The following is a 12,717-nucleotide window of genomic DNA, read 5'->3' as shown; positions in this document are numbered from 1 at the left end:
CGGGTCAGCGCCTGAGGTACCCGGCCCGGGTCAGGCGCGCCAGTCGGGATCTCGGCCGAGCAGCCGCAGGAAGGTTACGAGCAGGTCCGCGTCCGGGTCCGCGGTCGGCAGGCGCGGCGCGAACGCGGCGCCCGGGGCGAGCCGCGCGGGACCGTCGGGGACCTGCTCCGCGATCCGCACGGCCGTCGTGAGCACCTCGTCGTCGAACACCGGGTCCGTCCCGATCGCGCGAGCCACGTCCCAGCCGTGGGCCACATAGTCGATCAGATGGAAGCCGAGCGCGACCTGCCCGGGGAAGTCCTGCCGCGGTGAGAACTCCGCCAGGTGCCATGTTCGTTCGGTGGCACCCTCGGCGGCGACGGCGGCCAGCACCCGGTCCACCGACGCCGAGTAGATACCCGCCGGGTCCGCGGCCACGTTCCGCGGCTCGAAGTCCCCGGTGGTGGTGCTCGGACCGTCCGCGGCCGCGGCGAAGCCGTGGTTCTGGCCGGCCATGTGCGCGAGCAGCTCACCCAGGTCCCAGTCGGCGCACGGCGTGGCCGCCCCGAGTACGTCCGGCGCCACCCGGCGCACCAGGTCACGGCTCACGGTCAGGGTCCGGTGGTGCAGTTCCAGCAGCGTCGCCATGTCAGAACGGTAGCGCGGGGCGTCGGCGTTCGGTCCGTGGGACTGCACTCCCGTGACGCGGACGTCTGCCTAGGATGGGCGTCCATGAGCGAGGGAACAGACGTGGACCTTCCGGCCGAGCTGGTCCGGATCCGCGGCAGCATCGACAACATCGACGCCGCGCTCGTGCACATGCTGGCCGAGCGGTTCAAGTACACCCAGACGGTGGGCCGGCTGAAGGCACGCACCGGGCTGCCGCCGTCGGACCCGGCACGCGAGGAACGGCAGATCAAGCGGCTGCGCGCACTCGCGGAGGAGGCCGGGCTGGACCCGGTGTTCGCGGAGAAGTTCCTGAACTTCATCGTCGCCGAGGTGATCCGGCACCACGAGGACATCGCCGGCTCGCAGGGCTGATCGCCCGCCCCGGGCCACTGACTCAAGCCCAGCAGCGTTCCTCTCACAGCCACCCCGGCCGGCCTGTGCGGAAATGATTACGGGCGGGTAACCACCCGCGCAGCCCGGTGAAACACGCGGTTCCTACCGTCCTCGGTACTGACACCGAGCGCGTGAGGAGCCGCCATGTCTGCGCCTGCGACACCGTCGAGCACCACCGAGGAGACCACGGACTCCGACGCCGCGCCCGCGGCGGCGACCACCGCCGTCGGGCACGTCACCCACCGCGGTGGGCGGTGGATCGACCACTGGGACCCTGAGGACCCGACGTTCTGGCGTGACGGCGGCGCGAAGGTCGCCGGGCGGAACCTGCGGATCTCGATCTTCGCCGAGTTCCTCGGGTTCTCCGTGTGGGCGCTGTGGTCGATCGTGGTGCCGCAGCTGGGCGCGGCCGGGTTCGCACTCACCGTGGACCAGCAGTTCTGGCTGATCGCGGTGCCGTCACTGGTGGGGGCGACCCTGCGGATCCCGTACACCTTCGCGGTACCGGTCCTCGGCGGCCGGAACTGGACGGTGGCGAGTGCGCTGCTGCTCCTGCTGCCGACCGCCGCCCTGGCCATCGCCGTGCAGCACCCGCAGATCCCGTTCGGGGCGCTGCTGGCGATCGCGGCACTCGCGGGCGTCGGCGGCGGCAACTTCGCCTCCTCGATGGCGAACATCTCGTTCTTCTTCCCCGAGCGGGAGAAGGGCCGGGCGCTCGGGCTGAACGCCGCCGGCGGGAACCTCGGCACGGCCGCCGTGCAGTTCGCGGTGCCGCTCGTGATCGTCACCGGTGCCGGCATCGCCCTGGAGCGGGCCGGGTTGATGCTGATCCCGTTCATCCTGCTGGCCGCGTTCCTTGCCTGGCGCCGGATGGACAACCTGTCCACCGCGAGGGCGGACCTGCGCTCGTTCGCGGCCGCGACCCGCAACCGGCACACCTGGATCATCTCGTTCCTGTACATCGGCACCTTCGGGTCCTTCATCGGCTACGCCGGGGTGTTCCCGACGCTGCTGCGCGCGGAGTTCCCGACCGTGACGCTCTCGATCGCGTTCCTCGGGGCGCTCGTCGGCTCGGTGTCGCGCCCGCTCGGCGGCATCATCGCCGACCGGGTCGGCGGCGCGCGGGTCACCATCGCCTCGTTCGTGGTGATGGGGCTCGGCGCGGCCGGTGCGATCGCGGCCCTGGACCGGGGCAGCTTCGGCCTGTTCTTCGCCTCGTTCCTCGTGCTGTTCGTCGCGACCGGGGTCGGCAACGGGTCGACGTACCGGATGATCCCGGCCGTCTTCCAGGTCGACGGCGGTGGGCCGGCCTCGGTGAAGGCCGCCGCCGGGTGCATCGGCATCGCGGGCGCGATCGGCGCGTTCGGCGGGTTCGGAATCCCGCGTGGGTTCGCCGCGTCGAGCTCGATGGCGGGCTCGCTCGCGCCGGCGCTGTGGATCTTCATCGCGGTCTACGCGGTGATGGCCGTGGTGACCTGGGCCGTCTACGCGCGGCGCGGGTCCGCCATGGCCGCGGCCGGGATCTGAGGAGCGGATGAGCGTCGGCACGCAGTCCCACTGCCCGTACTGCGCGCTGCAGTGCGCGATGACCCTGACCCGTCCCGAGGCCGCGACCGCGCCGACGCCGGTCACCATCACGCCCCGGCAGTTCCCGACCAACCTCGGCGGCCTGTGCCAGAAGGGCTGGACGAGCGCAGAAGTGCTGACCACCCCGGACCGGATCACCACCCCGCTGCTGCGCGGCGCGGACGGTGACCTGCACCCCGCCGGCTGGGACGAGGCACTCACGGTGATCGCGAGCAGGGTCCGGGCCATCCAGGCCGAGCACGGCCGGGAGGCGATCGCGGTGTTCGGCGGCGGCGGGCTCACGAACGAGAAGGCCTACGCCCTCGGGAAGTTCGCCCGGACCGTCCTGCGCACGCCGAACATCGACTACAACGGCCGGTTCTGCATGGCCAGCGCCGCGGCCGGGGCGAACCGAAGCCTCGGCGCGGACCGCGGGCTGCCGTTCCCACTCGCCGACCTCGCCGGGGCCGGCGCCGTGATGCTGCTCGGGTCCAACCTCGCCGAGACGATGCCGCCGTCCGTGCAGCACCTGGCCGGTGTGCGTGAACGCGGCGGTCTCGTGGTGGTGGACCCGCGCCGGAGTACGACGGCGGCCCTCACCGGGGCCGACGGCGAGGGTGGCGTGCATCTGCAGCCGGTGCCCGGCACGGACCTGGTGGTCCTGCTCGCGCTCACGCACGTGGTGCTCACCGAAGGGCTCGCCGACCAGGCCTACCTCGCCGGCCGCACCACCGGCGCGGCCGATGTGCAGCGCTCGGTGGCGGCCTGGTGGCCCGAACGCGCGGAGGGCGTATGCGGGGTGCCGGCGGCGCACCTGCGGGCCACGGCCCGGCTCCTCGCGGCCGCCGCCACGGTGCACGGGGGACCGGGCGCCTACGTCCTCACCGGCCGCGGGGTGGAGCAGTCCACCCAGGGCACCGCGACCGTCACCGCCGCCATCAACCTCGCCCTGGCGCTCGGGCTGCCCGGCCGGGTCGGGTCCGGCTACGGCGCCATCACCGGGCAGGGCAACGGGCAGGGCGGACGCGAGCACGGCCAGAAGTCCGACCAGCTACCCGGCTACCGCAAGATCGACGACCCGGCCGCCCGCGCCCACGTCGCGCGGGTCTGGGGCGTGGACCCGGCCACGATCCCCGGGCCCGGCAAGCCCGCCGTGCAGCTACTGAACTCGCTCGGCACCCCCGGCGGCCCTCGGGCCCTGTTCGTGCACGGCTCGAACGTGCTCGTCAGCGCCCCGAACGCCGACCGGGTCGCGGACCGGCTGCGTGCCCTCGACCTGCTCGTGGTGTGCGACTTCGTCCCCTCGGAGACCGCACTGGGCGCGGACGTGGTGCTGCCGGTCACCCAATGGGCGGAGGAGGAGGGCACCATGACCTCCCTCGAGGGTCGCGTGATCCGGCGCCGCCGCGCCGTCGACGCCCCCGGGCAGGCCCGCTCGGAACTGTGGATCCTCGCCGAGTTGGCTCGCCGGCTCGGCTCCGACGTCCACTTCGAGACCGACCCCGCCGACGTCTTCGACGAACTCGCCGCGGCCTCCGCCGGCGGGATCGCCGACTACGCCGGCCTGAGTCACGCCCGCCTCGACGCCGACGAGGCCGACGGCGGCCCCGGCCTGTTCTGGCCGGTCCCCGCCCCGGAGCACCCGGGCACTCCGCGGCTGTTCCTGGACGCCTTCCCCACCCCGGACGGGCGGGCCCGGATGATCGCTGTCGACCACGTCGGCCCCAGCGACGACGTCCGCCCGGACGCGCCCATCTACCTCGTCACCGGCCGGGTCCTGCAGCACTACCAGTCCGGCGCGCAGACCCACCGGGTGCCCGAGCTCGAACGGCTCAGCAGCGAACCGTTCGTGGAGCTGCACCCGATCCTGGGCTTTCGGCTCGGCATCGCCGACGGCGACCGGGTCCGGCTCACCTCCGCACGCGGCACGATCCAGGCACCCGCCCGCTGGACCGACCGGATCCGCCCGGACACCGTGTTCATGCCGTTCCACTGGAGCGGCGCCGGCAGCGTCAACCGGATCACCACCGACGCGACCGACCCGATCTCGCACATGCCCGAGTTCAAGGTCTGCGCCGTCTCGGTGACCCCGCTGATCCCCGCCGCCGCCGAGCCGATGGCCGCGCAAGGGGTCGCCCCGTGACCACACGCACCCGGATCGTGGTGGTCGGCAACGGCATGGTCGGCTCCCGGTTCGTCGCCGACCTGACCACCCGGGACGCCGACGCCGAGTTCGACGTGACCCTGCTCGGCGAGGAGGAGTACCACCCCTACAACCGGGTGCTGCTCTCCGAGGTGGTGGCCGGCAAGGCGGACCTCTCCGCCCTCGCACTGCCCGAGGCCGACGGCGACCGGGTGCGCGTCGAGCGCGGTACCCCGGTGATCGCGATCGACCGCGCCTCGCGGACCGTGCTCACCAGCTCCGGGTCGCACCGCTACGACCGGGTGGTGCTCGCCACCGGCTCGGTCGCCCGGATCCCGGACCTGCCCGGGCTCGAGGGCGACCTGCCCGCCGGCGTGCACGCGCTGCGCACCCTCGACGACGCCCGCGAGATCGTCGCGGTGACCGCGAACGCCGGCCGCGCCGTCGTCATCGGCGCCGGGGTGCTCGGCATCGAGGCCGCCTGCGGGCTGGCCCGGCGCGGGCTCGACGTGGCCGTGATCCACTCCGCAGACACGGTGATGGACCGCCAGCTCGACCCCGACGCCGGCCGCGTGGCGCAGGCGACCCTCGCCGGCCTCGGCATCGCCACCTGGACCCGGGCCAGGACCCGGCGGGTCGTCGTCGAGGACGGCCGGGTCACCGGAGTCGACGTCGACGCGGGGGAGCGGCCGGTCACCCTGACCGCCGACCTGGTGGTCCTCGCCTGCGGCACCACCCCGGAGGTCGCGCTGGCCCGCTCCGCGGGGCTCGCCGTCGACCGCGGTGTGCTGGTGGGCGCGGACCTGGCCAGCCCCGACGACCCCAGGATCTTCGCGATCGGGGACTGCGCCCAGCCGCCCGAGGGTGGGGCCGGCCTGATCGCCCAGGGCTGGGACCAGGCCCGCCGGCTCGCCGGCCGGCTCACCCGGCCGGCGCAAGGGCCGCCCACCGCGGCCCGGCCCGAGCAGCCGAGCATGGCGCTGCGGCTGAGCCTCAGCGCCGGTGTGGTGTCCCGCCCGGCGGATTCCGTTTCGGCGGGGCCCACCACCCCGGCGCTCGCCGCCGGGACCGACGTGGTCCGCCTCAAGGCAGCCGGCCTCGAGGTGGTGACCATGGGCGTCAGCGGTACCCGGCGCAGGCGGGACCCCACGCACCGGTCGGTGCGGCTGTCCGACCCGGCCTCCGGCCGGCACGTCGAGGTGGTCGTCGCCGACGGACTCGTCGTCGGGGCCACCTGCGTGGGCGCCCCCGAGGTGGCCGCGGACCTGAGCGCCGCCTACGTCCGCCGCACCCCGGTTCCGGCGGACCCGGCGCACCTGCTGATCCGGCCGCTCGCGACCGCCGCCGCCCCCGCAGCCACCCCGGAGCGGATGCCGGAGGGGGCCACCGTGTGCCTGTGCAACGGCGTCACCAAGAAGGACATCGTGGACGCCTGCCGCGCCGGCGCCCATACCGCTGCGGACCTCGCGAGCGCCACCCGCGCCACCACCGGGTGCGGTGGCTGCAAGGAGACCGTCTGCGGACTGCTGGAGTGGCTCGCCGAGGCCGAGGGGCCGGCCCGGCCCACGCCGTCGGGCGGGAGCGACGCGACCTCTCAGCGCGCCCGGGCGACGAGTGAGAACAACGTTACGACCGGGCAACGGGCGGGGCACTGACAGGAAACCGCCACCGCATAGCGTCGCCGACATCGCCCCACCACTGCCGATCGGCAGCCGGCCGTCGATCACCCGGGAGAGTCCAGATGAGCCAGACCGAGAACGAGCCCAAGCACCTGGTGGTCGTCGGCGGCGGCATGGTGGCCCAGCGCCTCGTCGAGGCCCTGCGCGCCCGGGACGGCGCCGGCGCCTGGCGGATCAGCGTGTTCGCCGAGGAGGCCGCCAAGCCCTACGACCGGGTGGCCCTGACCTCCTACTTCTCCGCCCGCGACCCCGAGGAACTCACCCTGGGCGACCCGGCACTGTGGGAGGACCCGCTGGTCACCCTGCACCGGGACTGCGCGGTCACCTCGATCGACACCGGCAGCCGCCTGGTCACCGACCGGCTCGGGCGAATCCACCACTATGACGAGCTCGTGCTCGCGACCGGTTCCAGCGCGGCGATGCCGCCGATCCCCGGCAACGACCTGCCCGGCGTGTTCGTCTACCGGACTATCGACGACGTCGCCGCACTGCGCGGCTGGGTCGAGGAGAAGCGTGCCGCCGGCAGGGGAAGGTCCACCGACTTCGAGCGCCCCGTGCGCGGCGCCGTCATCGGTGGTGGCCTGCTCGGCCTCGAGGCCGCCGGTGCGCTCAAGGCCCTCGGCGCGCAGGCCACCGTGATCCAGTTCGGCACGCACATGATGGACGCCCAGATCGACCTCGGCGGCGGGCAGGCGCTCAAACGCCTCATCAACGACATGGGCATTGCCGTGCGCACGGACACCGCCACCGCGCAGATGCGCCCGTCCCGCCGCAACGGGCACGTGGGCCGGCTCGACTTCGTCGATGGCGGCCGGCTCGACGTCGACGTCGTGGTCGTCGCCACGGGCGTGCGTCCCCGCGACGAGCTGGCCCGCGCCGCCGGGCTGGACATCGGGAACCGCGGCGGCGCCGTGGTGGACCTCGGCTGCCGCACGCAGGACCCGCACGTCTGGGCGGTCGGTGAGGTCGCGTGCATCGAGGGCCGCTGCATCGGGCTCGTCGCCCCCGGGTACGCGATGGCCGAGGTGGTCGCGGACCGCCTCCTCGGCGGCGAGGCCACGTTCCCCGGCGCGGACACCGCCACGAAGCTCAAGCTGCAGGGCGTGGACGTGGCCAGCTTCGGGGACGCGTTCGCCCGCACCGAGGGCGCCATGGAACTCGTCTGGGCGGACCCGGTGGCCGGCGTCTACAAGAAGCTGGTGCTCTCCGACGACGCCCGCACCCTGCTCGGCGGCGTGTTCGTCGGGGACGCCACCCCGTACGCGTCGCTGCGTCCGATGGTCGGCAGCGAGCTGCCCGGGGACCCCGGCGCCTTCCTGCTCCCGGAGTCCACCGGCGGCGCGGCGAGCCTGGAACTGCCCGACGCCGCCACCGTGTGCTCCTGCAACAACGTCACGGCCGGCACCATCCGCGCGGCGGTCACCGAGCACGAGTGCACCGATGTCGCCGGTGTGAAGGCCTGTACCAGGGCCGGCACCTCCTGCGGATCCTGCCTGCCGCTGGTGAAGAAGCTCACCACCACCGAGCTCGAACGGGCCGGCGTGGAGGTCTCCAACGCCCTCTGCGAACACTTCGACCTGTCCCGGGCGCAGCTCTTCGATGCCGTCCGGGTCGCGGACCTGCACACGTTCAGCGAGATCATCGACCGGTTCGGCACCGTCGGGACCCTCGCGGCCGCTACCGCGGAGATGCCGGACGGCGTGGGGGCGGGTCGCGGGTGCGACATCTGCAAGCCGGTGGTGGCCTCGATCCTGGCGTCCCTGGGCAACGGGCACATCCTCGACGGGGAGCAGGCCACCCTGCAGGACACGAACGACCACGTCATGGCGAACCTGCAGAAGGACGGCACCTACTCCGTGGTGCCGCGGATCCCCGGCGGCGAGATCACCCCGGACGGGCTGCTCGTCATCGGTCAGGTCGCCAAGGATTTCGGCCTCTACACGAAGATCACCGGCGGGCAGCGCATCGACATGTTCGGCGCTCGGATCGAGCAGCTGCCGCAGATCTGGCGCCGGCTCGTGGAGCACGGGTTCGAGTCCGGGCATGCCTACGGCAAGTCGCTGCGGACCGTGAAGTCGTGCGTCGGTTCCACCTGGTGCCGCTACGGCGTGCAGGACTCGGTCGGCATGGCCGTCGAGCTGGAACTGCGCTACCGGGGCCTGCGGTCCCCGCACAAGATCAAGCTCGGCGTCTCCGGGTGCGCCCGGGAGTGCGCCGAAGCCCGCGGCAAGGACGTCGGCGTGATCGCCACGGACAAGGGCTGGAACGTCTACGTCGGCGGCAACGGCGGGTTCACCCCGCGGCACGCGCAGCTGCTCGCCGAGGACCTCGACTCCGAAGCCCTGATCCGCACCATCGACCGGTTCCTCATGTACTACATCCGCACCGCGGACCGGCTGCAGCGCACCGCGCCCTGGATCGAGGACGTCGAGGGCGGACTCGACGGCGTCCGGGAGGTCATCATGAACGACTCCCTCGGCATCGCCGCGGACCTCGACGCCGCGATGGCCGCCCACGTCGGCAACTACGAGGACGAGTGGCGGGCCGTGCTCGAGGATCCGGAGAAACTGCGTCGGTTCGGCTCCTTCGTCAACGCCCCGGCCACCCCCGACCCCGATCTGGCCTACGTGCCCGAGCGTGGTCAGATCCGCCCGGCCACCTCGGCCGAACGCGAGGCGGCCGCCGAGACCGGCGTCCCGGTCCTGATCGCCGGCGCCACCCTGGAGGTCCGCTCGTGAGCACCGCAACCACTGCCTCAACGGCCGCGGTCCCGGATGAGGCGAGCACCGCCGTCGGGCGTTGGGTGCGCGTCTGCCTGCTGCACGACCTCGCCGTCGAGCGCGGGGCCGCCGCGCTCGTGGACGGCACCCAGATCGCCCTGTTCCGGCTCCCGGACGACTCCGTGCGGGCCGTGCAGCAGCGCGACCCGTACAGCGGCGCGAACGTCATGTCCCGTGGCATCGTCGGCACCAGGCGGGGCCTGCCCACGGTCGCCGCGCCGATGTACAAGCAGGTGTTCAGCCTCGAGACCGGCGTCTGCCTCGACCCGGTCGGGTACACCCCGCTCGACCCCGCGCACGCACACCTGGTCACCTTCCCCGTGCGGGTCACCGACGGTGTGGTGCAGGTGGGCCCGCCCGACGGCGCAGCGGAGCCGGGCGCGTGAGCGCGCCCCGGGCTCGCGGTGCAGCACGTGGCGGCACCGCCTCCGGCGGCGCCGGCCGGGTGATCCTGGTCGGCGGCGGCCCGGGGGCGCTGGACCTGCTCACCCTGCGGGCGTGGCGGGCGCTGCAGACGGCGGACGTCGTGGTGGTCGACCGGCTGGCCCCGACCGAGGTACTCGACGACCTGCCGCCGCACGTCGAGGTCATCGACGTGGGAAAGGTGCCCGGCCACCACCGGGTGCCGCAGGAGGAGATCAACGAGATCCTGCTCGAGCAGGCCCGGCGGGGCCGCGTGGTGGTGCGTCTCAAGGGCGGCGACCCATTCGTGTTTGGCCGTGGCGGCGAGGAGGCGATCGCGTGCCGGGAGGCCGGCATCGCCGTCGAGATCATCCCCGGGGTGAGCAGCGCCCTGTCGGTGCCCGCGCTCGCGGACATCCCGGTGACCCATCGCGGCACCGTGGCCGCGTTCCACGTGCTCAGCGGCCATGACGGGCTGGACGAGGCGGCCGTCACCTGCCTGAAACACCGCAGCGCTACCGTCGTCATCCTGATGGGAGTCGCGATGCTGGAGCGGATCGTGGACCAGGCGCTGGCCGCCGGGTCCGACCCCGCGCTGCCCGCGGCCATCGTGGAGAACGGCTCGACGCGGGCCCAGAGGGTCACCCGTGCGGCGCTCGGTGATCTGGTCGCCCGCGCCGAGCAGGTCGGGGTGCGCAACCCCGCCGTAATCGTGCTCGGGGACGTGGCGGCGCCGGGACTGCTCACACCGGTGCCCTTGGGGCCGGAAGAGCCGGCGAGCCGTCCGACGCGGGTACGTTCCGGGTTCGGCCCGGAGCATGTTGGTCACGACGTGGCGGCGCCGGGCGCCCGGGTGCTCCTCGCGTGAACCGAGAGGACCTGCCACCGGGCAGGCCCGCCCTCGGCCAGGTGATGGCCGGGTGCACCGTGCTGATCACCGCGGACCGCCGCTCCGCCGAACTGGCCGCGGCACTGACCCGGCGGGGCGCGCAGGTGCGGCACGCGCCCGCGCTGAGCATCCTCTCCAACGTCGACGACGAGCAGCTCATCGCCGACACCCGGGAGCTGATCGAACGCGCCCCGGACGTGGTGGTCGTCACCACCGGCATCGGGTTCCGCGGCTGGATCGAGGCCGCGGACGCGCACGGCATCGCAGATGACCTGATGACCGTGCTGGCCGGTTCGCGGATCGTGGCCCGCGGCCCGAAGGCGCGCGGCGCCATCCAGGCCGCCGGGCTCCAGGCCGACTGGGTCGCCGAGTCCGAGACGTCCGGGGAGATCGCCGACGTGCTGCTCGGCGAGGGCGTGGCCGGGCTGCGGGTGGCCGTGCAGCATCACGGCGCCGGGGCCGACGGGCTGGACGCCGTGTTCGCGAAGGCCGGCGCCGACGTGCAGAGCCTGATCGTCTACCGCTGGGGCCCTGCCCCGGATCCCGACGCGGTGCGCGCCTCCGCCCGCGCCGCCGCGACCGGGGATATCGACGCGGTCGTGTTCACCTCCGCGCCCGGCGCCGAGGCGTGGCTGTGCGCCGCCGAGGCGGACGGGGTCGGACCCCAGGTCGTGGCACGGTTCACCTCGGGGGCGATGATCGCGGCGGCGGTCGGGCCGATCACGGCCAAGCCGCTGGAGCACCGGGGGATCACCACACTGCAACCCGAGCGCGGTCGCCTCGGCGCGCTCGTGCGCGCCCTGGTGAGCCACTACGAACAGGCCGAGACCCTCGCGCTGTGCACCGCCGTCGGGACCCTGCAGATCCGCTCCCGGGTAGCCGTGCTGGACGGGCAGGTGCTGCCGCTCTCGCCCACCGGGGTGGAGGTGCTGCGGCTGCTCGCCGGCGGCGGTGTGGTGTCCCGGGAGGCAGTGCTGGCCGTGCTGCCGGGGGACTCCACCGACCCGCACGCCGCCGAGGTGGCGATCGCCCGGCTGCGGGAGGCCGCCGGGCGCGGCCTGATCAAGACGGTGGTCAAGCGGGGGTACCGGCTCGAACTCGCCTGATGGCGGCTGCTCAGACAGCACCGAGAGTGACATCGTGCGGCTGATGGCGCCGTTGCGCCGCAGGAGCGCACGTTCGGTGACGTCAGACCAGGACGACCTTGCCCGTCGTGGCGCGGGACTCGAGGTCGTGGTGGGCGCGGGCGGCGTCGGCGAACGGGACCTCGTGGAGCAGCGGACGCCAGGTCCCGGCGGCCGCGAGGGCCAGGGCCCGCTGCTGGCGTTCGTAGATGTCGGTGATCGGCTTCGCACCGGGTCCGACGATCGGCACCACGGTGTAGAGCGCGTCGGACGGGACGTCGGTCGCGGTGCCGGAGGCCCAGCCGTAGCTGACCAGGCGGCCGCCGGCACTGAGCAGGGACGCCGCAGCAGTGCCCGAATCGCCGCCGACGCCGTCGAACGCCACGGTCGCACCGCCGTCGCCGAGCGCCGTGCGGGCCTCGTCGAGCCAGCCGTCGGCGCGGTAGTCGATGACGGTGAGGGCGGCCGTGTCGATGTCGGCGAGTGCCCCGGCCAGTTGGTCCGCCTTCGACCGGCCGCCGACGAGGGCGACCACCCGGGCGCCGGCCCGGAGCGCGGCCTGCACGAACAGGCTGCCCAACCCGCCCGCGGCTGCGGTGATGACCACCTGGTCGTCGGGGCCGAGCCGGGCGGCGTCGAGCACGATCGTGGCCATCCGGCCGGTGCCGATCATGGCGACGGCCGCCGCCTCCGAGAGTCCGTCGGGGATCGGGTGCAGCACCTCGAGCGGTGCCACGACGAGCCTGGCGTAACCTCCGCCGTCGGGCACTGCGCCCAGGTGCGCGGCGACCCGGCGACCGACCCAGCCCGGATCCACCCCGGGCCCGACAGCGGCGACGGAGCCGGCGACCTCGCGGCCCGGGATCGTCGGCAGGGCCGGCAGCGGTAGCGGGCCGGGCTCGCCGCGACGCAGCGTCGTGTCGAGCAGGTGCACGCCGTGCGCGCGGCCGGCGATCAGCACCTCCCCAGCGCCCGGCTCGGGGTCGGGCACCTCGTCCAGGACGAGGTTCTCGGGCGGGCCGAAGGCGTGCAGGCGGATGGCGTCCATCAGTGGTCTCCCTTGTGGTCGGTCGGTCAGGACTCGATCCAACGA

General features: G+C 73.9%; 10 protein-coding genes. 8 read left to right on the top strand and 2 right to left on the bottom strand.

From position 1 onward, the window contains the following. Positions 1 to 30 precede the first annotated feature (30 nt). On the bottom strand, positions 31 to 627 hold the full coding sequence (locus tag KCQ71_RS08190; RefSeq protein ID WP_223404710.1) for a TIGR03086 family metal-binding protein: 597 nt from the start codon (positions 625 to 627) through the stop codon (positions 31 to 33). A gap of 84 nt (positions 628 to 711) precedes the next feature. Here KCQ71_RS08190 and KCQ71_RS08185 point away from each other — a divergent pair, with 84 nt between their 5' ends. From KCQ71_RS08185 to KCQ71_RS08150, 8 genes are all read left to right on the top strand, one after another. Further along, a complete protein-coding gene (locus KCQ71_RS08185; RefSeq protein ID WP_223404708.1) occupies positions 712 to 1,020 on the top strand; it encodes a chorismate mutase in 309 nt (102 codons plus the stop codon). Between the two features lie 165 nt (positions 1,021 to 1,185). Next, positions 1,186 to 2,568 carry an MFS transporter gene (locus KCQ71_RS08180; protein WP_223404706.1) on the top strand — a complete coding sequence of 461 codons (1,383 nt, stop codon included), beginning with the start codon at positions 1,186 to 1,188 and terminating at the stop codon, positions 2,566 to 2,568. A 7-nt stretch (positions 2,569 to 2,575) separates the two neighbouring features. Next, positions 2,576 to 4,750 carry a molybdopterin oxidoreductase family protein gene (locus tag KCQ71_RS08175; RefSeq protein WP_223404704.1) on the top strand — a complete coding sequence of 725 codons (2,175 nt, stop codon included), beginning with the start codon at positions 2,576 to 2,578 and terminating at the stop codon, positions 4,748 to 4,750. Next, positions 4,747 to 6,405, top strand: a complete 1,659-nt coding sequence (locus KCQ71_RS08170; RefSeq protein ID WP_223404702.1) for an FAD-dependent oxidoreductase — start codon at positions 4,747 to 4,749, stop codon at positions 6,403 to 6,405. The genes KCQ71_RS08175 and KCQ71_RS08170 overlap by 4 nt, the downstream gene beginning before the upstream one ends. An 86-nt stretch (positions 6,406 to 6,491) precedes the next feature. Then, entirely contained in the window at positions 6,492 to 9,167 is a 2,676-nt protein-coding gene (nirB, locus tag KCQ71_RS08165; protein ID WP_223404700.1) for a nitrite reductase large subunit NirB, read from the top strand. Then, positions 9,164 to 9,595 (top strand): nitrite reductase small subunit NirD, encoded by a 432-nt coding sequence (nirD, locus tag KCQ71_RS08160; protein WP_372453967.1) that lies wholly within the window; start codon positions 9,164 to 9,166, stop codon positions 9,593 to 9,595. The genes nirB and nirD overlap by 4 nt, the downstream gene beginning before the upstream one ends. After that, positions 9,592 to 10,479, top strand: coding sequence for a uroporphyrinogen-III C-methyltransferase (gene cobA, locus KCQ71_RS08155; RefSeq protein ID WP_223404699.1), 888 nt, complete (start codon positions 9,592 to 9,594; stop codon positions 10,477 to 10,479). The genes nirD and cobA overlap by 4 nt, the downstream gene beginning before the upstream one ends. Before the next feature lie 44 nt (positions 10,480 to 10,523). Beyond that, positions 10,524 to 11,606 (top strand): uroporphyrinogen-III synthase, encoded by a 1,083-nt coding sequence (locus KCQ71_RS08150; RefSeq protein ID WP_223404789.1) that lies wholly within the window; start codon positions 10,524 to 10,526, stop codon positions 11,604 to 11,606. Positions 11,607 to 11,688: 82 nt separating this feature from the next. Here KCQ71_RS08150 and KCQ71_RS08145 read toward each other — a convergent pair whose 3' ends face one another. Continuing rightward, positions 11,689 to 12,672, bottom strand: coding sequence for a zinc-binding dehydrogenase (locus tag KCQ71_RS08145; protein WP_223404697.1), 984 nt, complete (start codon positions 12,670 to 12,672; stop codon positions 11,689 to 11,691). Positions 12,673 to 12,717 lie beyond the last annotated feature (45 nt).

Source organism: Occultella gossypii, assembly GCF_019947135.1.
Lineage (GTDB): Bacteria > Actinomycetota > Actinomycetes > Actinomycetales > Beutenbergiaceae > Occultella > Occultella gossypii.
Note: the sequence above shows the minus strand (reverse complement) of the source record. Positions and strands in the feature narration are given on the sequence as shown.